Source organism: Prauserella aidingensis (assembly GCF_024171865.1).
Taxonomy (GTDB): domain Bacteria; phylum Actinomycetota; class Actinomycetes; order Mycobacteriales; family Pseudonocardiaceae; genus Prauserella; species Prauserella aidingensis.
Genome location: NZ_JAMTCN010000004.1, coordinates 248,065 through 273,540, shown reverse-complemented (window position 1 = coordinate 273,540; position 25,476 = coordinate 248,065). Strand labels below are relative to the sequence as shown.

Here is a 25,476-nt window from a genome sequence, read left to right as displayed (position 1 = left end):
CGCCGTGACCAACACGTGGGGACTGCGCGAGTCGGCCACCTTCGACCGCGCCGCGATCGCGGAGATCCGGCGCGCCGCCGACACGGGCGTCTACGACATCCGTGGCTGGGGCGCCAAGCGCTCGGTGCCGCACTTCGACGACCTGCTGTTCCTCGGAGCGTCGATGTCCCGCTATCCGCTCGAGGGCTACCGGGAACGCTGCGACACCGACGTCGCGTTGGGCACGCGAGGTGCCCGGTACCCGCTGCACCTGGACGTGCCGGTGACCATCGCGGGCATGTCGTTCGGCGCGCTGTCCGGCGCCGCCAAGGAGGCGCTGGGACGCGGTGCGTCGGAGGTCGGGACCTCGACCACCACCGGCGACGGCGGCATGACACCCGAGGAACGGGGCCAGTCGAAGCATCTCGTCTACCAGTACCTGCCGAGCCGCTACGGCATGAATCCCGACGACCTGCGCAAGGCCGACGCCGTCGAGGTCGTTCTCGGTCAGGGTGCGAAGCCGGGCGGCGGCGGGATGCTGCTGGGCCAGAAGATCTCCGAGCGCGTGGCCGGCATGCGCACACTGCCCGAAGGGATCGACCAGCGCAGCGCGTCGCGACACCCGGACTGGACCGGCCCCGACGACCTCACGATCAAGATCAACGAGTTGCGGGAGATCACCGACCACGAGAAGCCGATCTACGTGAAGGTCGGCGCGAGCCGGACCTACTACGACACCAAACTCGCCGTGCACGCGGGCGCCGACGTGGTCGTCGTCGACGGCATGCAGGGCGGCACCGCGGCGACGCAGGAGGTGTTCATCGAGCACGTCGGCATCCCGACACTCGCCGCGATTCCCCAGGCCGCGCAGGCCCTGCAGGAACTCGGCGTGCACCGCGCGGGCGAGAAGGGTGTGCAGCTGATCGCCTCCGGCGGCATCCGCACCGGGGCCGATGTCGCCAAGGTGATGGCACTGGGCGCGGACGCCGTCGCCATCGGCACCGCCGCGCTGATCGCACTCGGCGACAACGACCCGGCCTACGCGGCCGAGTACGAGAAGATCGGATCCGCCGCAGGGTGTTACGACGACTTCCAGGACGGTTGCGACCCCGCGGGCATCACGACGCAGGACCCGGAACTGGCCGCTCGGTTCGACCCGGTCGCCGGTGGCGCGCGACTCGCCAACTACCTGCGGGTGCTGACGATGGAGGCGCAGACCATCGCGCGGGCCTGCGGCAAGGCACACCTACGGCACCTGGAGCCGGAGGACCTCGTCGCGCTGACGATCGAATCCGCCGCCATGGCGCGGGTTCCACTCGCCGGTACGTCGTGGATTCCCGGAAGCTGAGACCGTCCGGCGGGGCGAAGGAGTGAGCATGAGCAGGACGATCGTCGTCGGCGGCGGGTTGATCGGGCTCTCGATCGCCCGTGCGCTGACCGAGCGCGGTGCCGGCGAGGTGCTGGTGCTAGAACGCGGCACGCTGGCCGAGGGTGGCACGGGCAAGTCCAGCGGCATCGTGCGTGCCCACTACGGCGTGCCGTCCCTTGCCGCGATGGCGTGGCGCAGTCTTCCCGTGTTCGAGGAATTCGGTGACGCTGTGGGGTTCCGGCAGTGCGGATACACGGTCCTCGTGGGCGAGGAGAACGCGGAGCCGCTGCGCGCCAACATCGCCACCCACCAGGGACTCGGCGTCGAGGCGGAGATGATCGACGTCGACACGCTGGCCGCGATGTGGCCGATGATGCACGTCGACGACGTCGCAGCGGCCGCGTACGAACCCCGCGGCGGATTCGCCGACGCCACCCAGCTGGCGCTCCACTTCGGACAGCTGGCGCGTGCGAAGGGCGCGCAGGTGCGGCAGCAGACACCGGTCGCGCGGATCGTCACCGCGGGCGGGAGGGTCACCGGTGTCGAACTGGCGTCAGGGGAGACCGTGGAAGCCGATCAGGTGATCGTCGCGGCGGGTTGGTGGTCGGCGAAACTGGTGGCGGACCTGGGAATCCACTTCCCGATCGACGCCTACCGGTCCGAGTTGCTCGTCGTCGACGCCGGCGAGCTGCTGCCCGACCTGCCGGTGGTGTCCGACCTCGTGAGTCTGCAGTACTGCCGTGTCGAGGGGGCCGGGCAGTTCCTGGTCGGCAACAGCGACCACGACGACGCGGAGAAGAAGTTCGTCGACCCGGACAACTACTCCAATGTCGCCGCGGAGAGCAGCGTCCTGGCCTACGCCGAGAAAGTCATGCACCGGTTCCCGGGATTCCCGGAGCCGTCGGTGACGCACACCTACGCCGGTGTCTACGACGTACCTCCGGACTGGAATCCGGTGATCGCGCCCGTCGGCGACGTCGCCGGGCTGACGCTGTGCGCCGGTTTCGCCGGCCACGGCTTCAAGATCAGTCCCGCCGTCGGCGACCTCGTCGCGGACCTGGTGCTCGAGGGCGACAGCACCGACCCGGACATCCCGGCGAGCGACTTCCGGTTGGAGCGCTTCGAGACCGGCGCGCTCCTGCGCAGCCCGCATCCCTACGTCGGCGCGGGGGAGATGCGATGACCGACACCGTCGCAGGGCTGCTGGACGAGATCGCCGACATCGGCCGCGATCCCGCGCGCGGCGGGTACTCCCGTCCCGTCCACTCCGATGCCGAACACACACTGCGGGAGTGGTTCCGCGGCCACGCGGCCCGGCGTGGACTCGATGTCCGTACCGACCACAACGGCACCATCTGGGCGTGGCACGCGCCCTCCGGAAGCCGGGACGGGGCGGCCGTCACCGGGTCGCATCTGGACTCGGTGCCCGGTGGCGGCGCCTACGACGGGCCGCTCGGCATCGCCTCGGCGCTCGTGGCCTTCGATCAGCTGGCCGCACGCGGCGTCGGCGGGACGCGTGCCATCGCCGTGTTCGGCGAGGAGGAGGGCTCGCGGTTCGGCGTCGCGTGCCTCGGATCCCGCCTGGCGACCGGTGCGATCACCCCGGAACGGGCCCTGGCGCTGAAGGACACCGACGGCCTCACGTACGCCGAGGTCGCCGCCCGCAGCGGACTCGACCCGGAACGCATGGGGCCCGACCCCGACGCGATCGCGCGGATGAAGGCGTTCGTGGAGCTGCACGTCGAACAGGGACGTGGGCTCGTCGACCTCGGCCGTCCGGTCGGTGTGGCGACGTCGATCCTGGGGCACGGGCGCTGGCGGATCTCGATACAGGGCGAGGGCAACCACGCCGGTACGACCTTGATGGCCGATCGCCGTGACCCGATGGTGGCCGCCGGGCGGCTGATCGCGGCTGTGCGCGATCTGGCGCGCGCCGAGCCGGGCGCCCGCGCGACCGTCGGGCGGCTGCAACCCGTGCCCGGTGGCACCAACGTTATCGCATCCACGGTGGACGTCTGGCTGGATGTCCGGCATCCCGACGACACCGTCACCGCATCGTTGGTCGCGCGGATCGGCGAGGAAGCGGCCGAGCTGGCCACCGACGAGGGCTGCACGGCGACGCTCACCGAGGAATCGCTCAGCGGCACCGTCGACTTCGACGCTGCGCTGCGCGACCGGCTGTCGGCACACCTGGGCGACGCACCGCAGCTGCCGACCGGTGCCGGTCACGACGCGGGTGTGCTTGCCGGCCGAGTGCCGACCGCGATGCTGTTCACCCGCAACCCGACCGGGGTCTCGCACGCTCCGGAGGAGCTCTGCGAGGACGCCGATGCCGAGGCCGGAGCCGCGGCGCTCGCCGATGGTCTGGAACTGTTGGCGGCCGACCCTCCCACGGTGCCGACCGCCCCGGACACCGACACGACGGGCGGCTGTCCACTCGTGTGAAACGGTGCGCCGTTATGGTGGACGCATGTCCGACGAGAACCTGCTCCGCAACGTCTCGGGTACGGCACGGAACCGCCACGAGAGCGAGACCGTGGAAGAGGTCGCGCTGGAGGAGGCGATCGCGCGCAATGTCCGGCGACTGCGTGCCCAGCACGGCGTGTCCGTGGGTTTCATGGCGGATCAGATCGGCATCTCCAAGGCGATGCTCTCGAAGATCGAGAACGCGCAGACCTCGTGCAGCCTGGCGACCCTGGCGCGGCTGGCCGCCACGTTCGACGTCCCGGTGACGTCCCTGTTCCGGGGCGCGGAGACCGAGCGGCCGGCCTCCTTCGTTCCCGCGGGACAGGGGACCCGCATCGTCCGCAACGGCACGCAGGTCGGTCACGAGTACGAGCTTCTGGGCATGCTCCGGGGTGAGCACAAACGACTGGAGTGCCTGCTGGTCACGCTCGACGCCCAGAGCGAGGTCCACCCGCTCTTCGAACACCCCGGGACCGAGTTCATCTACCTGCTGGACGGCGAGATGGCCTACGGACACGGCCGGTCGGTCTACCGGATGACCGCCGGCGACTCGCTGCAGATCGATGGTGAGGCGCCACACGGCCCCGTGGAGCTGATCAGCTTCCCGATCCGGTTCCTGTCCGTGATCGCCTTCCCCGATTCGACGGTGTGATCCCCGATCGGGCCGCCGCGGACCGCGGCGCGCGCGGAGCCGGGTCCGCCGGGGCGATCCGAGGCGTCGTTGATCGGCCCTGCGCCCTCCCATAGCCTGGCGGCGACAGTCGGGTGACGAGGAAGAGGCGGATCGACGTGGCGCGACAGGCGACGGACGAGGCGGGCGGCGGCGCGGGGCGCGGCGTCGAAGGGACGTTGGTCGTGGTGGAGAAGAGCGGCCACGCCGTGTCCTTCCACGACGTCGCAGGCGGCACCCTGCTCGAGCGGATCGAGCTCGGTGAGTATCCGCACGAGATGGTCGTCGACCGTGCGCGTCGGCTGGCCTACATCGGACACTACGGCGTGCGGATGTCCGGTGACGTGGGCACCGGCGGGACGAGCGTGTTCGTCGTCGATCTCGCGGCGCGGGAACTCGTCCGGACCATCGACCTCAGCCCGTTCAACCGCCTGCACGGCATCGCGATCGACGCTCAGAGCCGGCTCCACGTGCTGAGTGAGGAGAAGGCGGTGCTGCTGCGGGTCGACGACCCGGCGCACGCGGAGGCCCCGTCGGCGGCCGTGCACACCGGGGGGATCAAGACCCACATGGTGGTCACGAACCGCGACGGATCCCTGGCCTACGTCACCGGCCTGCTCTCGCACACCGTGAGCCGGGTCGACCCGCACGACGCCGCCGAGCCACCCGTGATCGCATCACCGGGACGGCTGCCGGAGAGCTGCGCCCTCAGCGGGGACGAGCAGGTGCTGTACGTCGGCGCGCGCCGGGACAAGCAACTCGTCGCGCTCGACGCGCGGACGTTGAAGGAACGGAAGCGGCAGGACGTGCCTGGCGATCCACTGCGCGTCTACGTCGTCCCGGGTCAGGACAGGCTGCTGACCACCGACATCGAGAACCGCACCGTCACCCGGTACGACGCCGAGCTGCGGGAGGAACGGTCCGTCACCTTCGACGGCATCCCCGCGGGCATCTCGTTCCACCCCACGGAGCCGACGGCGTTCGTGACCCTGCTGGACATCGACACGGTCGCGATCCTCGACCTCGAGACGTTCGAGGCGACCGGCACCCTCTCGACCGGCTCGGAACCCGACGTCACCGCACTGATCTGAGCGCGCCGAGCCGGCGGCGGTGTGATCCGCCGGCGTTCCCGACCGGATCGTCCCTCACTTCGCGTCGGCGTAGGAGTCGACGATGGTGGCGGGCATGGGGAACCGCACCGGGCACGCCGCGCCGAACACCAGCCGGGTCGTCTCCGCGACCGACTCCTCGAGGCACGTGACCACGGCGTCGGCGAGCTCGGCGGGTGTGTGCACGAGCACCTCGTCGTGCACGAAGAACACCAGGCGGGCCGGCTCCGGCAGCCGGGTGCGGAGCGTGGCGAGCAGCACCGCCGTCCAATCGGCCGCGCTGGCCTGCACGGCGAAGTTACGCGTGAACCTGCCCCAGTCGCGGGAGGCCCGCCGTGCCGCGTCCTCGGCTCCGTCGCCACCGGTGAGCTCGCGCCACGCCTCGGACGGCGGGGGAGAGGTGCGGCCCAGCCGGGAGCGGACGGCCTTGCCGCGTTCGCCCACCGTGGCTGCGTGCTCCACATAGGACACCGCGTCGGGAAATCGGCGTCGCAGCAGGCCGAGCGTGGCCGCCGCCTCGCCCGCGGTGCCGCCGTACATCGCCGACAGCATCGCGATCTTCGCGGCGGGCCGGTGCTCCTCCGCCGCGCCGGGATGCAGCTCGGCGGCCAGGCTCGAGTACAGGTCCTCCGACCGGGAGACCTCGGCCAGCCGCCGGTCGCCGGAGAGCGCCGCCAGGATCCGCGGTTCGAGCTGCGCGGCGTCCGCCACGACCAGTTTCCAACCGTCGTCGGCGGTCACGCAGCCGCGCAGTACCCGCGGGATCTGCAGAGCCGCACCGCCGCGGCTCGCCCAGCGGCCCGACACGACGCCGCCGACGACGTACACCGGGCGGAACCGGTCACCCCGGACCCACTGGTCCAGCCACGCCCACCCGTGCGCCGCGTGGAGTCGTGCCAGCTCCTTGTACTCCAGCAGCGGGGCGACCGCGGGGTGGTCGATCCGCCGCAGCACGTGCGCCCGCGCCGACGGCACGGAGATCCCGGCCCTGCCGAACCCGCGCACGATGCTCTCCGGATGGTCGGGGTTCACCGGCCTGCTGAACGCCTCGTCGATCCGCTGCGCCAGCGCGGCGAGAGCGGCGGGCCGCGAACCGGCGGGGACCCGCGGTCCGAGCAGCTCGGCCAACAACGCCTCGTGGCGGTCGCTGCGCCACGGCAGCCCGTCGGCCGACATCTCGGCGGCCGCCAGTGCGCTCGCCGACTCGGCCGCCACCAGCAGCCGGAGCCGGCCCGACTCGTCGAGCCGGTCCAGCCGAATCCGCTGATCGGCCAGCACCACCTCGGCGGCCTCGGCCGGGTCGACGTCGGCGGGCAGTCCCGAGCTCTGCGGGTCGAACAGGGCGGGTTGTTCGTCCGGTGCGGCCACGTGGGCCGTCTCGACCGGAGGAGCGAGGCCGCGCACCCGCGCGTGCGCGGCGGCGAGAGTGCGCGAGCGATCGTGCTCGCCCGCGAACGCCAGGAGCAGCCCTTCGACGAGGGACAGATCGTGACACCGCCGCAGCCGGACCCCGGCGCCGACCAGCGCCGGATAGTCGCGCTCCACCGACGGCAGCACCCACCGCGGACGCCGCGATTCCCACCGCCGCGCGACGGTGGCGAACTCGTCGGCCGACAGCGTTGCCGGCAGCCCGTCGATCGTGGCGGCCGCATCCGCGTCCTGCTCGCCGTCCGGGATGCGTACCGAGAAGCGGCCGGTGGAATCCCGGGTGACGATCACATGCACGCGGCCGATTCTGCTCCCCGCCACCGACACGCCGCCCCGCGGTTGCCGTCGTCGACGGCGATGAGACGTCCGTTACTCCCCGGCCGCGTTCACCGGTACGAGGGTTGCTCCAATTGCCCTACTAACCGGTAGGTTATGGCGCACGAGCCCGAGGAGGTGCCCGGATGAAGACGCTGCCGGTGGTATCAGAGCTGGTCACGCGCGTGACGGAGAAGGCGCGCAGTGTCGGGGTCATGTGGCGGGCGGGCCTGCTGCCGTTTCCCCGGTTGCACGAGGGCGTGCGTTCGCTGGTGCTCACGAGCACGTACGGCCCGATCGCGGGCGCGGTCCGCATCGCGGCGCGCCGGAATCCGATGGACACCGGCCTGGTCGACGAGCGCGGCCCGCTGACCTTCGACGAGCTGGAGCGGAAGTCGAACGCGCTGGCGCGCGCGTGGGCCGCCCGCGGTGTCGGTGCCGGGTCGAGCATCGCCGCGCTCTGCCGTGACCACCGTGGCCTCGTGCTGACCATGCTGGCGGCCAACAAGCTCGGCGCGGCGCTGTTGCTGATGAACACCGGTTTCGCCCGTCCGCAGCTGACCGACGTCGCCGCACGGGAGAAGGTGCGGGTGCTCGTCTACGACGAGGAGTTCACCGACCTGCTCAGCGGTATCGAGGGTGTGGACCGCTACCTCGGCTGGGTCGACGACCCCGCGGCGACCGGCGGCGTCACGACGCTCGACGAGCTGATCGACGGGGCCGGCGACACGGCGCCCGAGGCGCCGCCCAAGCCGGGCGGACTCGTGCTGCTCACCAGCGGCACCACGGGGACCCCGAAGGGTGCGCCGCGGCCGAAGATCTCCGGACTCGACTCGGCGCAGTTCCTCGACCGCATCCCGCTGCGGGTCGGCGAGGCGACCTACATGGGCGCGCCCCTGTTCCACGGCACCGGGATCTCCCAGTTCATCCTGTCGCTCGCGCTCGGCAACACGGTCGTGGTGCGGCGCAAGTTCGATCCGGAAGAGGCGCTGCGCGGGGTCGAGAAGTACGGCTGCACCGCACTGGTGCTCGTGCCGACCATGTTGCAGCGGATCATCGACCTCGGACCGGAGATCATCGGCAAGTACGACACCTCCGCCCTGCGGATCATTTTCCTCGCCGGTTCCGCGCTGCCGCCGGACATCGGCAACCGCGCCACGGAGATCTTCGGTCCCGTGATCCACAACCTGTACGGCTCCACCGAGGTCGCCGTCGCAGCCGTCGCGACGCCCGAGGACTGGGCCAAGGCGCCGGGCACGGTCGGGCGGCCACCGGTCGGCTGCCGGGTGGCGCTCTACGACGAGCGGGGCACGCGGATCACCGAACCGCACGTCACCGGCCGCGTGTTCGTCGGCAGCGGGCTCGCGTTCGAGGGCTACACCGACGGCCGGAACAAGGAGATCATCGACGGGCTGCTCGCCAGCGGCGACGTCGGCCATTTCGACGAGGAGGGCCTGCTGTTCATCGACGGCCGGGACGACGAGATGATCGTCTCCGGCGGCGAGAACGTGTATCCGATCGAGGTCGAGAACCTGCTCGTCGAGCACCCCGAGATCCTCGAGGCGGGCGTCGTGGGCGTGCCCGACGACGAGTTCGGCCAACGGCTCAAGGCGGTCGTCGCACGCGCGAACGGGTCCACACTGGACGCCGACGCGGTGCGCGCGTTCGTCAAGGACAACCTCGCCCGGTACAAGGTGCCGCGCGATGTCGAGTTCGTCGAGGCACTGCCGCGCAACGCGACCGGCAAGCTGTTGCGCGACAAGCTCGGCTGAGGCGCTGACGAAGCGTCCTTCCACGGGCGGTCGTGCCGGAACCACGTCGTTCCGGCACGACCGCCCGTGTGTGCGTTCCGGCACGGCCCTGCACGGCCGTTTCGCGGTGGCGTCGCGACGGTGGGCGTCGGTACCGACGGAAGTTCCCCGCAAAACCGGGCGACGGCGGAAGAATCGGATATCCGCGGCGGTAACCGGCGCGGCGGTGGGGACGATGGTCGGGTGCGGCGATCACACTCCGGCGGCCACACGCGGTGACCGCACCGACGAACGTCGCTACAGCCAGCCGATGCCGAAGACGCCGGGTCCGAAGTCGACGGCGACGGCGTGTGCGCGGCCCTGCTCGTCGAGCAGGACGTCCTCGGAATCGGCCGTGCCGCCGTGGCTGCGGTAGGAGTACCGCCAGCACTGCCCGGGCGGGCACGCCGGGTCGAAATCGACCTCGAGCAGATACTCGGGAATCGTCTCCCGGAACTCGCGGAAGTGTGCCTTCCTCGTGTCGGCTCGAGGATCGTGGCGATAGGACAGCGAATACTCGACGAGGTGGGTCTCACCGGTGTCGATCGCCCGGCTGAAGATCAGTTCCGCGAGGGTGAGGTTCGCGGCCGGGTCCACCTCGACGCGGCCCACGGTGCAGTTCCGCAACGCCGTGAGCTCCGGCGGGCCGGCCTCGCCTGCTGCGCCGTCCTGCCGGTAGGCCAGCAACCACCGGTCCTGGCCGTCGGCGCGGGCGCGGAAGATCGCCTTGGCCGTCACGGTGCTGGTGGTGACCACGTCCGGCGCCGGGCGAGTGCGGTCGCCGCCGCCGGAGGCGTCGCCACCGACGGGCGCGACGGGCGCCGACTCGGTCGCGACCATGCAGTGGTCGTACAGGCCGACGAGGGCGACCGCGGGCGGGTCGTCGAGGCTGAGTGGACGTTGCGCCCGGTCCTCGAGCCGGCGCCGGGAGGTGCTGCCGCGCGGGCGAGGCGGGGGCAGCAGGCCGAGCAGGGTTCCCGCCGGGACGTCGAGGATTTCCTCGAGGGCGCGTACCGCCGAGATCGAACTCTGGCGTTCGGGCTGTCGTTTCCCGGACTGCCAGTAGCTCAACGCGGTGACGCTGATCGTGATGCCGTGGTCCTGGAGGCGAGCCTGGATGCGGTCCAGACCGAGTCCGCTGGTGGCGATGGCGGAGCGCAGTGCCGCCGAGAACGCGGTGTTACCCACGTGCCGGATCGCCTCCCGATGCCGAGCCCATAACGATATGGACAACGCTAGCAGGATCCTGTAACGCGTGAGGGTCTGGATGCACACAGTGACATTTAGACCATTAGGAGTATCGCTCGTTACGGTGGTCGGTCCACAACTGGTAACTGTGAATCATTGCCACCCGGCTTCCCGCGCCGCTTGCATGAGTCCCGAACCTGCCGGGATAACGGAAGGAATCCGAATGGGTAACTCTCGCAAGCTGAGGCGGAGCCTGAACGCGGGCGTCGTGGCCGCCGGTGTGACCGGACTGGTCGCGGCCGGCCTGGGGTCCGCTGCTGCGGCGCCGGAGGGGAAGATCCTCTCGGCGAACACGCCCAACGCGGTCGACGGCAGCTACATCGTCGTCCTGAACGACGACATGCGGACGGCGTCGGTCTCGACGGCGGCGACGGAGCTGGCCGGTGAGTACGGCGCGAACGTGTCGACGACCTACGACACGGTGCTGGACGGCTTCACCGTCGCGGCCGACGAGGCGGAGGCGAAGCGGTTGGCGGCCGACCCGTCGGTCGACTACGTCGTGCAGAACCAGCGGGTGCAGGCGACCGAGACGCAGTCGCCGACGCCGTCCTGGGGGCTGGACCGGATCGACCAGGCGGCGCTGCCGCTGGACGACTCGTACACCTACACCACGCAGGCCGACAACGTCACCGCGTACATCATCGACACCGGTGTCGACTCCTCGCACCCCGACTTCGGCAGCCGCGTGCAGCCCGGCCAGGACTTCATCGACGGTGACACCGACGCCGACGACGAACAGGGCCACGGCACGCACGTCGCCGGCACGGTGGCGGGCACCGACTACGGCGTCGCCAAGGGCGCGGACATCGTGCCGGTGCGGGTGCTCGACGAGAACGGCTCGGGCACGACCGACGGCGTCATCTCCGGTGTCGAATGGGTCGCCGAGAACGCCTCGGGCCCGGCCGTGGCGAACATGAGCCTGGGTGGCACCGCCGACCAGGCCCTCGACACCGCGGTGCAGGGTGCCATCGACGCCGGCGTGACGTTCTCCGTCGCCGCGGGCAACGAGAGCTCCGACGCGAGTGGCAGCTCCCCGGCGCGGGTGCAGGACGCCATCACCGTGGCGGCCTCGGGCGACCAGGACGAGCAGGCCGACTTCTCCAACTACGGCGAGGTCGTCGACATCTACGCTCCGGGCGTCGACATCGTGTCGGCCCAGATGGGCGGCGGGGAGACGGCACTGTCCGGTACGTCGATGGCGGCTCCGCACGTCGCCGGTGCCGCGGCGCTGTACCTGGCCGACAACCCGGAGGCCACCCCGGCGGAGGTGTCCGAGGCGCTGACGACGTCGGCGACGCCGGACGTCATCACCAACCCGACCGGCGCCACGCCGAACCTGCTGCTGAACACGGGTCAGGAGTGATCGACGGCTGATCCGTACCCGCTGAGCGGGGCGTTCCACCGGTGGCCCGGCGCCAGGCGGCGCCGGGCCACCGGTCGTCGGTGACCGGGCCGGGGCACTCGCTGCGGTGTGGCACGACCGACACCCCGCTCGCCGGTGTCGACGTGGCAGAGTCGGGTCATGACCACCCGGAAGAGGATCCTGATCACCGGCGCCAGCTCCGGACTCGGCGAGGGGATGGCGCGGCGGTTCGCCGCCGCGGGCCGTGACCTCGCGCTGTGCGCCCGCCGCACCGAGCGGCTCGACACGCTGGCCGCCGAGCTGACCGAACGGCACCCCGGTATCCGCGTGGCCACGGCCGGCCTCGACGTGAACGCCCACGACGACGTGTTCACCGTCTTCCGGTCGTTCGCCGACGAGCTCGGTGGACTGGACCGCATCATCGTCAACGCCGGTCTCGGCAAGGGGCAGCCGGTCGGCACCGGGTACTTCGCCGCGAACCGGCAGACGGTCGAGACCAACCTGGTCGCCGGCCTCGCGCAGTGCGAGGCGGCGATGGAACTGTTCCGGGAGCAGAACGCGGGACACCTCGTCGTCGTGTCGTCGTTCAGCGCGATCCGCGGTATGCCGCGGAACATGACCGCCTACGGTGCGTCGAAGGCCGGGGTGGCGGCGCTCGCCGACGGCATCCGTGCCGACGTGCACGGCACGCCGATCGGCGTCAGCACCGTGCTGCCGGGCTTCATCGAATCCGAGATGACATCACGCTCCGGCGGCCGCACGCCGTTGGTCGCCGGCGCGGACCGCGGCGCCGACTCGTTGGTCAAGGCCATCGAGTCCGAGCGCGGAACCGCCTACGTGCCCGCGTGGCCGTGGACGCCGTTGTCGGTGCTGTTGAAGGCGCTGCCCGTCGGCGTCTTCCGGAAGCTCGTCTGATGGGCACGATCCACCTCGTGCGGCACGGACAGGCGTCGTTCGGCGCCGCGGACTACGACCGGCTGTCCGAACTGGGCCGGGAGCAGGCACGGCTGGTGGGTGCCGAGCTGGCGCGCAGGCAGGTACGGGTCGACCACGCGTGGTGTGGTTCGCTCGCCCGGCAGCGCGCCACCGCGGAACTGGCGCTGGCCGAGTGTGCGCCGGGCGTCACGGCGACAGAGGATCCGCGGTGGGACGAGTACGCCGACTCCGACGTCGTCGGCGCACACGGGGACGGCAGGCCGCAGGACGCGGCCGATCCGCGTGGTTTCCAGCGCGTGCTGGAGTCGGCGCTCGCCGCGTGGGCGGCCGCGGGCGAGAGCAGTGACGCGGCCGAGCCGTGGCCGGCGTTCCGTGACCGGGTGGAGGCCGCCGCGGCCGACGTGGCCGGCGCGCTCGGCAAGGGCGAGCAGGCCGTCGTGTTCACCTCCGGCGGCGTGATCGCGACGCTGTGCGGCCTGCTGCTCGGCACTCCCGAGACGCACTTGGTGACGCTCAGCCGCGTCGCGGTGAACGCCGGGATCAGCAAGCTCGCCACCGGCCGCTCCGGTCTGACGCTGGTCTCGTTCAACGAACACGGCCATTTCGACGGCCCGGCGGCCGGCTACGTGACCTACCGCTGAACCCGTCGCCCGGCACGTCGTGTCCGGTCACGGTCACGAGGACTGGGTGCGGGCGCGGGGGATGACGTCGGCGACGAGGGTGCGGAGCACCTGCGAGAGCACGGTGTGCACCTGACTGCGGTTGAGCGTCTCGCGGTCGAGCCATTCGCGGCTGGCGGCCTTGACCATGCCCGCGTAGGTGCGGATCACCGCGATCAACTGCTCCCAGCGGTCGTCGTCACGGGAGAATCCCATGGCCTCCAGCACGAGGCCCGCGGCGTCGCGGTCGGCCTCGTCGAGGATGCGTTCGACCTCCTCGTCCCGGCCGATGCCCTCCGGGGTGATCGCGGCGAGCCACGTCTTCTGCTGCTTGCTCACCATGTCGAGGAACCAGTCGACGGCCGCGTCGGTGCGTTCGGCCAGCGAACCGTCGGGCAGTGTGGTCACCGCGGACGGCGGCAGGGTCAGCGCCCGCCGCACCACGGCGAGGTACAGCTCGCGTTTCGTGCCGAAGTAGTGGTTGATCAGCCCGCGGGCGACGCCGGCGCGTGCCGCGATGTCGGCCGTGGACACGGCGGCGTACGGACGTTCGCCGAACAGCTCTGCGGCGCAGGCGAAGATCTGTTCCCTGCGCTCGTCCGGCTCGAGCCTGCGCCACTTCGGCGCGGATCCGGCTGTCATGCGGGGCAGTCTCGCACGAGCTCCGGGATCATGCCGGTGACAGGGGCAGTCGCAGCGCGCCGGGTGCGGCCTCGGGGACGACCGGGTTCTTCGGCGGCACCGCGCGCACCCGGCGGTACTCGGTGCCCAGCGCGGGCCGCGGATCGGCGTCGCCCTTGTTCGGCCACAGCGCCATCGCCCGTTCGGCCTGCGCGGTGATGGTCAGCGACGGGTTGACGCCGAGGTTCGCCGAGATCGCCGAGCCGTCCACGACGTGCAGTCCCTCGTGGCCGTACAGCCGCTGGTACGGGTCGACGACGCCGGTCGCGGGTGAGTCGCCGATGGCGCAGCCGCCGATGAAGTGACCGGTCAGTGGCACGTTGGCGAGATCGTTCCAGCCACCGCCGGGCAGCCCGTCGATCTTGTCCGCGACGCGCCGCGTGACCTCGTGTCCCGCCGGGATCCACGTCGGATTGGGCTCGCCGATGCCCTGCTTCGTCGTGAGCCTGCCCCGCTTGGTGTAGGTGGTGACCGAGTTGTCGAGCGTCTGCATCACCAGCAGCGCGATCGTCTGTTCCGACCAGCGTTTCGGGTTGTGGAGCTTCGGCAGTTCGCGCCGCCTGCGCCACATCTCCTTGAGGCCCAGCAGCCAGCGTGGCCTGCCGGGTTTCGGGTCGACGAGCACGGCACCGAGGAGGGCGAGCAGGTTGCTGCCCTTGCCGTAGCGCACCGGCTCGACGTGCGTGACCGCGTCCGGGTGGATCGACGACGTGATCGCGACGCCGCGGTGGTACTCCGTGTCGGGCCGCACCGACCGGGCGGCGAGGATCGCCTCGGAGTTCGTGCGTGCCAGCACACCCAGCCTGTCCGACAGCCGTGGCAGGACGCCACGGTCGCGCATCGCGTGCAGCAGCCGCTGAGTGCCGACGGCGGCGGCGGAGAAGACGACCTGCTCGGCATGCCACGTGCGTTTCCGCCAGGGCTTGCCGGTGGTGGTCGTCTCGACGGCGTAACCACCACCGGGAAGGGGCCGCACCTCGGTGACGGTGGTCAGTGGGTGCACCTGCGCGCCCGCCCGTTCGGCCAGGTACAGGTAGTTCTTGACGGTCGTGTTCTTGGCGTTGTGGCGGCAGCCGGTCATGCACTCGCCGCAGTGGGTGCAGGTGCGGCGCTGCGGTCCCGCACCGCCGAAGTACGGATCGGGCACGGTCGTGCCGCGGGCCGTGGTCTCGTCGCCGAAGAACACGCCCACCGGGGCCGGACCGAAGGTGTCGCCGACGCCCATGTCCTCGGCCACCGAACGCATCACCTCGTCGGCGGGGGTCGTGCACGGGTAGTTCGCGACACCGAGCATGCGCTTGGCCTGGTCGTAGTACGGCTCGAGCTCGGCCTTCCAATCGGTGATGTGAGCCCACTGCGGGTCGGCATAGAAGGCGTCCGGGGGCTGGTAGAGCGTGTTGGCGTAGACCAGCGACCCGCCACCGACGCCCGCGCCGGAGAGGATCATCGCTTCCTTGAGCGGGGTGATGCGCAGGATGCCCGTGCAGCCCAGGGCGGGGGCGAACACGTAGTCCCGCAGGCGCCACGACGTCGTGGGCAGCTCGTGATCGGCGAACCGCCTGCCCCTTTCGAGGACGCCGACCGAGTAGCCCTTCTCGGTCAGCCTGAGCGCACTCACGCTGCCGCCGAAGCCGGAGCCGACGACCAGGACATCGTAGTCGAACCGCGTCATGGAGCTCACGTTCGCCGCTTGTTGGCAGGGTGTCAAGAGTGTTCGCACGGTCGGGTCCGACGGCTGTGAGGCGGGACGTGCGGGCGTGGGCCGGCACCGTTCCGGCCGGCGGTATGCGCACGTGCGGCCGAACGGGCGTAAGGGTAGCCTTACTTCGGAGGGGAACGACGTAGGTGAGGAGCGCACGGATGGCCGACAAGCGAGGTCGCAGCAGGCCGGTGATGCGGGCGGAGGTGCGCCGCACCGAACGCCTCACGCCACACCTGATTCGCGTGGTCTGCGGCGGCGAGGGACTGGCCGCGTTCGAGCCGAACACGTGCACCGACAGCTACGTCAAGGTGCTGTTCGCCCCCGACGGCGTGACGTACCCGCATCCGCTCGACCTGGCGGATCTGCCGGCCGAGCACCGGCCCCGGATGCGGACCTACACCGTGCGGGGATTCGACCCGGAGGCGCGCGAACTCGTCCTCGACTTCGTCCACCACGGCGACCGCGGGCTGGCGGGCCCGTGGGCCGCGCGGCTGACCGAGGGGGACGAGGTCCTGCTGGTCGGCCCCGGCGGTGGTTACGCGCCGTCGGCCGACGCCGACTGGCACCTGCTCGTCGGAGACGAGAGCGCGCTGCCCGCCATCGCGAACGCGCTCGAGGCGATGCCGGACGGTGCCGACGCCCGGGTGTTCGTGCTGGTCGAGGACGAGAACGACCACCTGCCGCTCGTCACCAAGGCCGACGCGCAGGTGCGCTGGCTGCACCGCTCCCGCTCCGACGACCTCGCCGCCGCGGTGCGCGAGCTCGAGTTCCCGGCAGGCGACGTCCACGCCTTCGTGCACGGCGAGGCGGGCTTCGTGCGGGACCTGCGCCGGTACCTGCTGCGCGAGCACGGCATCGACCGCGATCGGGTGTCGATCTCCGGATACTGGCGGCGCGGTGCCGACGACGAGACATGGCGTGAGGAGAAGGCCGCCGAGCGCGCGGCCGAGGAGGCCGCCGCGGGCTGACGACGGCGGACCCCGCGGCGGCCCGTTCTGCGGTCCTGGCCGAGTCGGCTGCGCCGGCGGGCCGCACGGCGACGACCGTGTCCACGGCGGACGTCACCGTCGGTCGACGTCGGTGATCGAGTGTCGTTCCGACAGCGGGGCCGCTGTCGGAACGACACTCGGGAAACGCCGGATCAGGCTGCGAGCTTGCCGATGACGTCGCGGCCGTAGGACCGCAGCGTCTCCTCCCTCCGGTCGTGCATGAGGTAGACGGCGAACTGGTCGACCCCCAGCTCGGCGAGTTCCTCCAGCCGTTGCACATGGGCCTCGGCGGGACCGGTCAGGCAGAATCGATCGACGATCTCGTCGGGGACGAAATCGGTCGACGGGTTGCCCGCCCGGCCGTGGTGGGCGTAGTCGTAGCCCTCCCGCGCCGCGATGTACTCGGTCAACTCGCGCGGCACGGGGCCGGAGTCGCCGTAGCGGGCGACGAGGTCGGCGACGTGGTTACCGACCATGCCGCCGAACCAGCGCAGCTGTTCCCGCTGATGCGCCACGTTGTCACCGACGTACGCCGGTGCCGCGACACAGATCCTGATGCCCTCCGGGTCGCGGCCCGCCGCGCTCGCCGCGTCGCGGACGGCACCGATCGTCCACCGCGCGATGGCCGGGTCGGCACACTGCAGGATGAAGCCGTCGGCGTGCTGCCCGACGGTCTGCAGCGCCTTCGGCCCGTACCCGGCCATCCACATCTCGAGCCTGCCGCCCGATACCCACGGGATGCGCACCGCGGTGTCGTGCAAGGTCGTTTCCCGACCCTCGGCCAGATCCTTCACGGTGGCCATACAGTCCCGCAGCGTGGCCAATGTGGACGGAGGCTTGCCGATGACGCGGTGGGCCGAATCCCCACGGCCGATGCCGCACACCGTCCGGTTGCCGTACATCTCGTTGAGCGTCGCGAACGACGAGGCCAGGACCGACCAGTCGCGGGTGCCGGGACTGGTCACCATCGGCCCGACCGTCATCGACGACGTCGCGGCCAGGATCTGCGAATAGATGACGAACGGTTCCTGCCACAGCACCACCGAGTCGAACGTCCACCCGTAGCGGAATCCCTCGTCCTCGGCCAGGCTCGCCAGCCGCACGACGTCCCGCGCGGGCGGGTCGGTCTGCAGCACCACTCCGAACTCCACACCCGCTCCTCTCAGTTCAGGTACTGGCACAGGTCACGTTCGAGGAACCGGCCGTGGCCGGGGCGGCCGTGGTAGGTGCCACGATCGACGACCACGCTGCCGCGGGAGAGCACGGTCTCGCACCGGCCGGTGATCGTCATGCCCTCGTACGCGGAGTAGTCCACGTTCATGTGATGCGTCTCGGCCGAGATCGTCTGCTCGGCCGCCGGGTCGTAGATGACGATGTCGGCGTCGGCGCCCGGCGCGATCACCCCCTTGCGGGGGTACAGCCCGAACATGCGCGCCGGCGTCGTCGAGCAGGCCTCGACCCAGCGGGCGAGCGAGATCTCGCCTGCCACCACGCCCTGGTGCAGCAGGTCGATCCGGTGTTCCACGCCGGGCATGCCGTTCGGGATCTTGGTGAAGTCGCCGCGGCCGAGCTCCTTCTGATCCTTGAAGCAGAACGGGCAGTGATCGGTGGAGACCACCGAGAGGTCGTTGGTGCGCAGTCCCCGCCACAGGTCGGGCTGGTGGTGCTTCTCGCGCAGCGGGGGAGAGGCCACGTACTTCGCGCCCTCGAAGTCCGGCTTGCCGAGGTCTTCGATGGACAGATACAGGTACTGCGGACACGTCTCCGCGAAGACGTTCTGGCCCTCGTCTCGTGCCTCGGCCACGGCCGACAATGCCTGCGCGGCCGACAGGTGCACGATGTACAGCGGCGAACCGGTGACCTTGGCCAGCGTGATCGCCCGCGACGTCGCCTCGCCTTCCAGTTCCGGCGGCCGGTTGACACCGTGCTGGTACGGCTCGCTCCGGCCCTGGGCGAGCGCCTGGGCGACGAGCTCGTCGATGGCGATGCCGTTCTCGGCGTGCATCGCGATCGTGCCGCCGATGTCGGCGGCCTTGTTCATCGCGCGCAGGATCTCGCCGTCGGTTGAGTAGAAGACGCCGGGATAGGCCATGAACATCTTGAAACTGCTCACGCCCGCCGCCACGCAGGACTCCATCTCCTTGAGCGTGGCGTCGTTGACGTCGGAGACGATCATGTGGAAGCCGTAGTCGATCGCGCAGTCGCCGTCGGCCTTCTCGTGCCAGGTGTCCAGTGTGGACAACAGCGAGTTGCCCTTGGGCTGGACGGCGAAGTCGATGATCGTCGTGGTTCCGCCCCACGCCGCGGCGCGGGTTCCCGTTTCGAACGTGTCGGCCGAGAACGTGCCGCCGAACGGCATTTCCATGTGCGTGTGGGCGTCGATCCCGCCGGGCATGACGTACTTGCCCCTGGCGTCGAACTCGGCGTCGAACCCGACGTTCTGTTCGGCCAGCATGCCGGGGGCGGTCACGGCGGCGATCGTCTCGCCGTCGACGAGTACGTCGGCGGTCACGGCCCCGGTCGTGCTGAGCACGGTGCCGTTCTTGATGAGAGTGCGCATCGGATCGGCCTCCTCAGGGTTTCACCAGCGAGTCGTACGAGTCGGGCCTGCGGTCGCGGTAGAACGCCCACAGGTTGCGGACCTCGGCGAGCTTGCTCATGTCCAGGTCCCGCACGACGACCTCGTCCTCGGTGTCCGACGCCGCGTCCCCGACCAGTTGGCCCCGCGGGTCGGCGAAGTAGGTCTGGCCGTAGAAATCGTTGTCGCCCAACGGTTCCACGCCGACCCGGTTGATCGCGCCGACGTAGTACTCGTTGGCCACGGCCGCGGCGGGCTGTTCGAGATGCCACAGGTACTGCGACAGGCCGCGGCTCGTGGCGGACGGATTGAACACGATCTTCGCGCCCGCGAGGCCCAGCGCCCGCCAGCCTTCCGGGAAGTGCCGGTCGTAGCAGATGTACACGCCGATCCGGCCGACCGCCGTGTCGAACACGGGGTAACCGGTGTTGCCGGGACGGAAGTAGAACTTCTCCCAGAAACCCTTCACCTGTGGGATGTGGTTCTTGCGGTACTTGCCCAGATAGGTGCCGTCGGCGTCGATCACCGCGGCCGTGTTGTACAGCAGGCCGGGCTGCTCCTGCTCGTACATCGGTGCGACCACGACGATGCCGTGCCGCTCGGCGACCTCCTGCATCAGCCGGGTCGTCGGACCGTCGGGAACGGCCTCGGTGTAGGAGTAGTACTCCGTGTCCTGCACCTGACAGAAGTACGGCCCGTAGAACAGTTCCTGCAGGCACACGACCTGTGCGCCCTGCGAGGCCGCCGAGGCGATGGCGTCGACGGACGCCTGGATCATCGAATCCTTGTCACCGGTCCACCGCTGCTGGACCAGGGCGGCCCTCACCACTTCGTTCACCTGTCTCCTCCTCCGGAATCGGGTTGTGCGACTGGGGATCGACCGACCCGCTGCGACCGGGCAGCGAGAGGGCGAGGAATGCCAGGAACGCGGCGACGAGGCCCACGACCCAGCTGTAGTCGTAGAGGGGTTGCAGAATCGGAATGAGACCGTCGGCGGGGAACGGTCCCTCGCCCGGCGCGGAGTACGCGCCGCCGACGGCGAACACCGCCCCGACGACCGTGGCCACGAGTGCCCGCCAGTTCCAGCCGTGCGTGAACCAGTAGCGCCCGCTCCCGTCGGCGAACAGATCGGTCAGCGACAGTGTCCGGCGGGCCTGGACCCAGTACCCCGCGGCGAGGACGCCGGCGATGGTCGCGAGCACCCCGCCGTAGAAACCCAGCCACGCGTAGATGTAGATGCTCGGATCCGAGATGAGCCGCCACGGCTGGATCACGACGCCGATGACGCCGGTGATGAGCCCGCCCATGCGGAAGCTGATGCGGCGCGGGAACGCGTTGGAGAAGTCGTAGGACGGGCTGACCGTGTTCGCCGCGAGGTTGGTGGTGATGGTGGCGAGCACGATGCCGAGCAGCGCGGCGATCACGACGATCGGGGAGTCGAAGCGGCTGGCCAGTTCGACCGGGTCCCAGATGGCCTCGCCGTAGACCACCATACCGCCGGACGTGATCATGATCGACATGATCGCGATGAACGACATCGTCGTCGGCAGCCCGAGTACCTGGCCCCAGGCCTGCTTGCGCTGGCCCTGGCCGAAGCGCGTGAAGTCCGGCATGTTCAGCGACAGCGTGGCCCAGAACGCGATCATGCCGGTCAGGGACGGGGCGAACACCGACCAGAACTCCGTACCCCAGCCGAGCTGCGACTCCTGCGAGAAGATCGGGCCGAAGCCGCCCGCCTTGATCAGGATCCAGATCAGCAGGATGACGAAACCGACGGTGACCAGCGGTGCGGCCCAGCTCTCGAGCCGTTTGATGGCCTCCATGCCGCGCCAGATGATGGCCATCTGCAGCGCCCAGAACGCCGCGAAACACAGCCACAGGGTCCACGGCTGGTCGTAGAACTCGGTCGCGCCCGTCCAGCCGTCACCGAGCAGTTTCCCCAGGATCACGAAGACGGCCTGCCCGCCGACCCAGGTCTGGATCCCGAACCAGCCACAGGCCACGAGCCCGCGCGCCAAGGCGGCGAGGTTCGCACCGCGAATGCCGAAAAAGGCGCGGGCGAACACGGGAAACGGAATGCCGTACTTCGTTCCCGCGTGGCTGTTGAGCAACATCGGCAGCAGGACGATCACGTTGCCGATCGCGATCGTCATGAATGCCTGCACCCAGTTCATGCCGATGGCGATCAGGCCGGAGGCGAGCAGATAGGACGGAAGGTTGAACGCCATTCCGTTCCACAGCGCGAAGTAGTTGTACGTGGTCCAGGTTCGTCGCTCGACGGGTACCGGGGCTAGTTCGTCGTTGAAGAACCGGCTTCCGTGAAGTGACGACGGATCGCGGAGTTCCACCCGGCCGTCCGGGTGGCGGAGTTGTGCGGTCGTCGGCGCCATTGGCGCATCGTGCGCGCCGTGGCACGACGGCAGGGATTGGCAGAGTGTTCAAAGATGTGTGGTCGCGGCGACAGAATGTCGATTGCGCGAAGCGCGGAAACACGCGCAACAGCACGGCCGAAACCGTGCCGAAACAGAATATCGGGTCCGACCGGCACCGGCGGCGGTGGGTGCCGGCGTCACGGGGACACGCCGCCGGTCACCGGCCTCAGAAGCCGAACACGCCGCCGGACTCGACGTCGGCGAGGCAGCCGTTGTTGTACGTCGTCGTGAAGTGCACCGGTTCGCCCTGCCAGTGTCCGTGCGCGGAGGCGCGGACGGGTGCGTGGATCATGGGGCACGCGGTGCCGGGCCGGGTGGAGTCGAGGGCCGCGGGCTCGCCTCCCGCCTCGTCGAGTGCTGCGCAGGCCTGGGCGCTCGTGGGATGCGAACCGCCTGCCGGGTCGCACAGCAGCTGCGTGAAGGCGACCGTGCCGTCACTGTGCCGCAACGACAGGGCCAGGGACGACTCCGGCGGCGCGGCGGCCGCCTGGCCGCCCAGGGTGAGTACCGCGAGCGTGCATGCGGCGGCCGTGACGGTTCGGGGCAAGCGGGCGCTGAACTGACGCATGCCCCGACTATCGGCAGGTTCGGCGGCTCGACTGTGTTACCCCGTCGAGTGGTCGTTGTCCCCCGATAGGACCAGGACGTCGTGGATCAGGAGGGCCACGTGCAACGAGACGAGTGACTCCGGGTCCTCGAGCGAGACGTCGAGCGCCTGCTCGATCCGTGCCAGCTGCTGGTAGTACGCCGTGCGTGAGGTGTGGGACGCCGCGGCCGCCGCCGACTTGTTGCCGCCGTGGTCGCAGAACCGGCGCAGCGCCTCGACGAGGCGGCTCCCGGACGCGGCGTCCTTGGCCAGCAGGGGGCCGAGCTCGCGCCGGGCGAACGCGGCGAGCCGGTCGTCGTCGGACAACAGGTGCAGCAGACCGTGCAGGCGCACGTCGTCGAGCCGGTGGTACCCGGCGGGCGGCCGCCCGTCACGGTGCAGAGCGGCCGAAGCGACGTGCCCCGCTTCGGCGAGACTGCGGCCCGCGTCGGCGGCCGTCTCCACCGCGGTGCCGACGGCCAGCACGAGCGGCACCGCCTGTTTCGCCTGTCGCACCTCACCGGCGAGGCGGCGCAGCACCGCGTCCGTGTCGGCCCGGGGCGACAGGGACAGCAGCACGTGCACCCCGACGCCGTCGAGGTCGGCGACCAGCGCGGCGACCCGGGCACGACGGGTCGCGAGGGCCGTGGCCTCGGCGAGGTCCCGCAGCAGCGGTCCGGTGGAGGCGGCCGTCGGCGGACCGGGCAGGTCCGACAGCCGGGGCCGGATCGCGGCGCCGATCAGCCGATGGCCCGCCAGCGGCACGTGCAGCGCTTCGGCACGGGCGACCAGCTCGGCCAGCGGCGTGACCGTCGACGGCGCGGCGAGCAGCTGCCGGAGCACGTCGCGGTGGGCCTGCCGCTCCAGGCTGTCGCCCCCGGCCGCGAGCAGGTGGTGCACCGCGAGCGCCGACGCCGCGCGTTCGGCCACCACGACGTGCCGGTGCGGCGGCTGCTGCCCGCACAACAGCACCAGCCGCCCCCAGTCGCGACCGCGCGCGCCGACGACGGCCACCAGCCTGCCCGAGGCACGGTCGTATCCCGTGCGCTCGCCCGTCCGCACCCGTCGTGACCGGGCCTGCCAGTCGGACAGCAGTTCGGCGGGGTCGGTGCCCGCGGCGTCGTAGGCCAGGACCTCGTAGGCGAGCGTCTCCAGCACGACGGCGTGCCCGGTCAGCCGTGCCACCTCGCGCAGCACCACGTGCGGTTCCGCACCCGCAACGGTCAGCTCCGTGAACGTCTCGTGCACCTGTGCCGCCGCACGCAGTTCGTCGACCTGGGCGTCGACGATGAGCCCGTTGACCGCCTCGGTGACGGTGACGTACCGCGTCTCCCGCGAGAGCGTCACCAACGGCAGCCGGTGCTTGTCCGCCGCGGTGACCAGCGCCTGGGGCAGCCGGTCGTGCCAGTGCCGCACGAGTTCGACGACCACACCCACCACGCCCACGGCGGCCAGGTCGTCGACGTAGCGGGCCAGCGCCGCGTCGTCGTCCGGTAACGCGACCCCGGTGGTGAGCACCAGCTCGCCGCCCTTCAGCAGCGGCGCGATCTCGGCGATCTCGGCGACGTGGACCCACCGCACCGGAGCGTCGAGGCCGTCGGCGCCCGCCACCACATGCGGGCCGCCCTGTCGCATCACGGGCAGTGCGAGTACGTCGCCGACCGTCGGATACATGTCACCTCCACGAGGGACCTGCCGGAACGGCAGACTGTACGGGCCGCGAGGGGAGTCCGTACAGATTGTGTGTGGCCCCGGAACCGGTGGCGCCCCGAGACTCGAAGTCATGACGGAACCGGACGTGCCGCAGAGCCACCCGCCCGAGCGCCCCCAGTCGGACCGCCCGTTGCTGGACCGGCACCGCGCCGTGCTGCCGGACTGGATGTCGCTCTACTACGACGAGCCGATCGAGATCGCGAGCGCAGGCGGCAGGCGGGTCACCGACGGCGACGGCCGGACCTACCTCGACTTCTTCGCGGGCATCCTCACCAACGCGATCGGCTACGACGTCGCCGAGATCTCCGACGCGGTGCGGCGGCAGCTCGACACGGGCGTGCTGCACACCTCGACGCTGTACCTGATCCGCAAGCAGGTCGAACTCGCCGAGCGCATCGCCGAGCTCTCCGGAATCCCCGACGCGAAGGTGTTCTTCACCAACTCCGGGACCGAGGCCAACGAGACCGCGCTCATGCTCGCCACGCAGTACCGGCGCAGCAACCAGATCCTGGCCCTGCGGAACTCCTACCACGGCAGGGCGTTCGGCACGGTCGGCATCACCGGCAACCGCGGCTGGTCGGCCAGCTCGCTGTCGCCGGTGAAGGTCAGCTACGTGCACGGCGGCTACCGGTATCGCGGCCCGTTCTCCGGACTCGACGACGCAGGCTACATCCGCGCCTGCACCGACGACCTGCGCGACGTGCTGCGCACCACCACCTCCGGCGACGTGGCCGCCCTCATCGCCGAGCCCATCCAGGGCGTCGGCGGGTTCTCCACGCCGCCCGACGGCATGTTCGGCGCGTTCAAGGAGGTGCTCGACGAACACGGCATCCTGCTGATCTCCGACGAGGTCCAGACCGGTTGGGGCCGCACCGGCGAGCACTTCTGGGGCATCGACGCGCACGGCGTCACGCCCGACGTCATGACGTTCGCCAAGGGCCTGGGCAACGGTCTCGCCATCGGCGGTGTCGTCGCGCGGGGCGAGATCATGGACTGCCTCGGGGCGAACTCGATCTCGACGTTCGGCGGCAACCCCGTGGCCACCGCGGGGGCGCAGGCGACGCTGGACTACGTGCTCGACCACGACCTGCAGGGCAACGCCGCCAAACAGGGCGCCACGCTGATGGCGGGCCTGCGGGAGATCCAGGGCCGCCACGACCTGGTCGGCGACGTCCGGGGCAAGGGCCTCATGATCGGCGTCGAACTGGTGCGGCCCGGTGGCGAGGAGCCCGACGCCGCCGCGGCGGGCCGTGTCCTGGAGGAGACCAAGGCGCGTGGCCTGCTCATCGGCAAGGGCGGCCTGCACGGCAACGTGCTCCGCCTCGCCCCGCCCATGACGCTCACCGACGAGGAGACCACCGAAGCGCTCGGCATCCTCGGCGAGTCGATCGCCGCGGCGTGAGCCGGGCGGGCGCGGGCGCAGGCGTCCCACAGCCCGCCGAGCGCCCGCACGCCCGACCGCG

The 25,476-nt window shown here is 70.8% G+C and carries 21 protein-coding genes; 11 read left to right on the top strand and 10 right to left on the bottom strand.

Features of this window, described 5'->3' with window-relative positions:
- The first annotated feature begins 4 nt into the window (after window positions 1-4).
- The 5 genes from LY13_RS07240 to LY13_RS07220 all read left to right on the top strand — a co-directional run bounded on the left by LY13_RS07240 (window position 5) and on the right by LY13_RS07220 (window position 5,575).
- Window positions 5-1,327 carry an FMN-binding glutamate synthase family protein gene (locus LY13_RS07240; RefSeq protein ID WP_253827505.1) on the top strand — a complete coding sequence of 441 codons (1,323 nt, stop codon included), beginning with the start codon at window positions 5-7 and terminating at the stop codon, window positions 1,325-1,327.
- 28 nt (window positions 1,328-1,355) lie between these two features.
- Window positions 1,356-2,531 (top strand): NAD(P)/FAD-dependent oxidoreductase, encoded by a 1,176-nt coding sequence (locus LY13_RS07235; protein ID WP_253827504.1) that lies wholly within the window; start codon window positions 1,356-1,358, stop codon window positions 2,529-2,531.
- Entirely contained in the window at window positions 2,528-3,793 is a 1,266-nt protein-coding gene (locus tag LY13_RS07230) for an allantoate amidohydrolase (protein WP_253827503.1), read from the top strand. Before LY13_RS07235 ends, LY13_RS07230 begins: the two co-directional genes overlap by 4 nt.
- A 25-nt stretch (window positions 3,794-3,818) precedes the next feature.
- Window positions 3,819-4,466: a helix-turn-helix domain-containing protein gene (locus LY13_RS07225; protein ID WP_253827502.1), complete on the top strand. Its 648-nt coding sequence runs from the start codon at window positions 3,819-3,821 to the stop codon at window positions 4,464-4,466.
- 113 nt (window positions 4,467-4,579) lie between these two features.
- Window positions 4,580-5,575: a YncE family protein gene (locus LY13_RS07220; RefSeq protein ID WP_253827501.1), complete on the top strand. Its 996-nt coding sequence runs from the start codon at window positions 4,580-4,582 to the stop codon at window positions 5,573-5,575.
- A gap of 54 nt (window positions 5,576-5,629) precedes the next feature.
- Here LY13_RS07220 and LY13_RS07215 read toward each other — a convergent pair whose 3' ends face one another.
- Window positions 5,630-7,318, bottom strand: a complete 1,689-nt coding sequence (locus LY13_RS07215) for a bifunctional 3'-5' exonuclease/DNA polymerase (RefSeq protein WP_253827500.1) — start codon at window positions 7,316-7,318, stop codon at window positions 5,630-5,632.
- A gap of 164 nt (window positions 7,319-7,482) precedes the next feature.
- Between LY13_RS07215 and LY13_RS07210 the strand changes: the two genes are divergently transcribed.
- Complete coding sequence (locus LY13_RS07210; RefSeq protein WP_253827499.1) at window positions 7,483-9,108, top strand: acyl-CoA synthetase; 1,626 nt, start codon at window positions 7,483-7,485, stop codon at window positions 9,106-9,108.
- A 276-nt stretch (window positions 9,109-9,384) separates the two neighbouring features.
- Here the strand turns inward: LY13_RS07210 and LY13_RS07205 are convergent, their stop codons facing one another.
- Window positions 9,385-10,314, bottom strand: coding sequence for a hypothetical protein (locus tag LY13_RS07205; protein WP_253827498.1), 930 nt, complete (start codon window positions 10,312-10,314; stop codon window positions 9,385-9,387).
- Window positions 10,315-10,537: 223 nt separating this feature from the next.
- On the opposite strand from LY13_RS07205, the gene LY13_RS07200 reads away from it, so the two are divergent.
- The 3 genes from LY13_RS07200 (at window position 10,538) to LY13_RS07190 (ending at window position 13,314) form a co-directional block, all read left to right on the top strand.
- Window positions 10,538-11,737: a S8 family peptidase gene (locus LY13_RS07200; protein ID WP_253827497.1), complete on the top strand. Its 1,200-nt coding sequence runs from the start codon at window positions 10,538-10,540 to the stop codon at window positions 11,735-11,737.
- Between the two features lie 159 nt (window positions 11,738-11,896).
- Window positions 11,897-12,652, top strand: a complete 756-nt coding sequence (locus LY13_RS07195; RefSeq protein ID WP_253827496.1) for an SDR family oxidoreductase — start codon at window positions 11,897-11,899, stop codon at window positions 12,650-12,652.
- Entirely contained in the window at window positions 12,652-13,314 is a 663-nt protein-coding gene (locus LY13_RS07190; RefSeq protein WP_253827495.1) for a histidine phosphatase family protein, read from the top strand. Before LY13_RS07195 ends, LY13_RS07190 begins: the two co-directional genes overlap by 1 nt.
- A 33-nt stretch (window positions 13,315-13,347) precedes the next feature.
- On the opposite strand, the gene LY13_RS07185 is transcribed toward LY13_RS07190, so the two are convergent.
- Both LY13_RS07185 and LY13_RS07180 read right to left on the bottom strand, forming a co-directional pair.
- Window positions 13,348-13,974 carry a TetR/AcrR family transcriptional regulator gene (locus LY13_RS07185; protein WP_253827494.1) on the bottom strand — a complete coding sequence of 209 codons (627 nt, stop codon included), beginning with the start codon at window positions 13,972-13,974 and terminating at the stop codon, window positions 13,348-13,350.
- 28 nt (window positions 13,975-14,002) lie between these two features.
- Entirely contained in the window at window positions 14,003-15,685 is a 1,683-nt protein-coding gene (locus LY13_RS07180; RefSeq protein WP_253827493.1) for a GMC family oxidoreductase N-terminal domain-containing protein, read from the bottom strand.
- A gap of 188 nt (window positions 15,686-15,873) precedes the next feature.
- Here LY13_RS07180 and LY13_RS07175 point away from each other — a divergent pair, with 188 nt between their 5' ends.
- Window positions 15,874-16,683: a siderophore-interacting protein gene (locus LY13_RS07175; RefSeq protein WP_253827492.1), complete on the top strand. Its 810-nt coding sequence runs from the start codon at window positions 15,874-15,876 to the stop codon at window positions 16,681-16,683.
- 173 nt (window positions 16,684-16,856) lie between these two features.
- Here the strand turns inward: LY13_RS07175 and LY13_RS07170 are convergent, their stop codons facing one another.
- The 6 genes from LY13_RS07170 to LY13_RS07145 all read right to left on the bottom strand — a co-directional run bounded on the left by LY13_RS07170 (window position 16,857) and on the right by LY13_RS07145 (window position 23,974).
- Window positions 16,857-17,855 (bottom strand): TIGR03842 family LLM class F420-dependent oxidoreductase, encoded by a 999-nt coding sequence (locus tag LY13_RS07170; RefSeq protein WP_253827491.1) that lies wholly within the window; start codon window positions 17,853-17,855, stop codon window positions 16,857-16,859.
- A gap of 11 nt (window positions 17,856-17,866) precedes the next feature.
- Window positions 17,867-19,264 carry a dihydropyrimidinase gene (hydA, locus tag LY13_RS07165; RefSeq protein WP_253827490.1) on the bottom strand — a complete coding sequence of 466 codons (1,398 nt, stop codon included), beginning with the start codon at window positions 19,262-19,264 and terminating at the stop codon, window positions 17,867-17,869.
- Between the two features lie 13 nt (window positions 19,265-19,277).
- Window positions 19,278-20,120: a nitrilase-related carbon-nitrogen hydrolase gene (locus LY13_RS07160; RefSeq protein WP_253827489.1), complete on the bottom strand. Its 843-nt coding sequence runs from the start codon at window positions 20,118-20,120 to the stop codon at window positions 19,278-19,280.
- Window positions 20,071-21,672 carry an NCS1 family nucleobase:cation symporter-1 gene (locus LY13_RS07155; protein WP_253827488.1) on the bottom strand — a complete coding sequence of 534 codons (1,602 nt, stop codon included), beginning with the start codon at window positions 21,670-21,672 and terminating at the stop codon, window positions 20,071-20,073. The genes LY13_RS07160 and LY13_RS07155 overlap by 50 nt, the downstream gene beginning before the upstream one ends.
- Before the next feature lie 208 nt (window positions 21,673-21,880).
- On the bottom strand, window positions 21,881-22,282 hold the full coding sequence (locus tag LY13_RS07150; RefSeq protein ID WP_253827487.1) for an SSI family serine proteinase inhibitor: 402 nt from the start codon (window positions 22,280-22,282) through the stop codon (window positions 21,881-21,883).
- Between the two features lie 36 nt (window positions 22,283-22,318).
- Window positions 22,319-23,974, bottom strand: a complete 1,656-nt coding sequence (locus LY13_RS07145) for a PucR family transcriptional regulator (protein ID WP_253827486.1) — start codon at window positions 23,972-23,974, stop codon at window positions 22,319-22,321.
- A 109-nt stretch (window positions 23,975-24,083) separates the two neighbouring features.
- On the opposite strand from LY13_RS07145, the gene LY13_RS07140 reads away from it, so the two are divergent.
- Window positions 24,084-25,415, top strand: coding sequence for an aspartate aminotransferase family protein (locus LY13_RS07140; protein WP_253827485.1), 1,332 nt, complete (start codon window positions 24,084-24,086; stop codon window positions 25,413-25,415).
- The last annotated feature ends 61 nt before the right edge of the window (window positions 25,416-25,476 follow it).

Excerpts from the sequence above, each read along its gene's own strand:
- LY13_RS07145 (WP_253827486.1), bottom strand. The coding sequence starts at position 23,974 with ATGTATCCGACGGTCGGCGACGTACTCGCACTGCCCGTGATGCGACAG.
- LY13_RS07230 (WP_253827503.1), top strand. The coding sequence starts at position 2,528 with ATGACCGACACCGTCGCAGGGCTGCTGGACGAGATCGCCGACATCGGC.
- LY13_RS07155 (WP_253827488.1), bottom strand. The coding sequence starts at position 21,672 with ATGGCGCCGACGACCGCACAACTCCGCCACCCGGACGGCCGGGTGGAA.
- LY13_RS07175 (WP_253827492.1), top strand. The coding sequence starts at position 15,874 with ATGGCCGACAAGCGAGGTCGCAGCAGGCCGGTGATGCGGGCGGAGGTG.
- LY13_RS07185 (WP_253827494.1), bottom strand. The coding sequence starts at position 13,974 with ATGACAGCCGGATCCGCGCCGAAGTGGCGCAGGCTCGAGCCGGACGAG.
- LY13_RS07200 (WP_253827497.1), top strand. The coding sequence starts at position 10,538 with ATGGGTAACTCTCGCAAGCTGAGGCGGAGCCTGAACGCGGGCGTCGTG.
- LY13_RS07195 (WP_253827496.1), top strand. The coding sequence starts at position 11,897 with ATGACCACCCGGAAGAGGATCCTGATCACCGGCGCCAGCTCCGGACTC.
- LY13_RS07210 (WP_253827499.1), top strand. The coding sequence starts at position 7,483 with ATGAAGACGCTGCCGGTGGTATCAGAGCTGGTCACGCGCGTGACGGAG.
- LY13_RS07150 (WP_253827487.1), bottom strand. The coding sequence starts at position 22,282 with ATGCGTCAGTTCAGCGCCCGCTTGCCCCGAACCGTCACGGCCGCCGCA.
- LY13_RS07180 (WP_253827493.1), bottom strand. The coding sequence starts at position 15,685 with ATGACGCGGTTCGACTACGATGTCCTGGTCGTCGGCTCCGGCTTCGGC.
- LY13_RS07140 (WP_253827485.1), top strand. The coding sequence starts at position 24,084 with ATGACGGAACCGGACGTGCCGCAGAGCCACCCGCCCGAGCGCCCCCAG.
- LY13_RS07235 (WP_253827504.1), top strand. The coding sequence starts at position 1,356 with ATGAGCAGGACGATCGTCGTCGGCGGCGGGTTGATCGGGCTCTCGATC.
- hydA (WP_253827490.1), bottom strand. The coding sequence starts at position 19,264 with ATGCGCACTCTCATCAAGAACGGCACCGTGCTCAGCACGACCGGGGCC.
- LY13_RS07225 (WP_253827502.1), top strand. The coding sequence starts at position 3,819 with ATGTCCGACGAGAACCTGCTCCGCAACGTCTCGGGTACGGCACGGAAC.
- LY13_RS07190 (WP_253827495.1), top strand. The coding sequence starts at position 12,652 with ATGGGCACGATCCACCTCGTGCGGCACGGACAGGCGTCGTTCGGCGCC.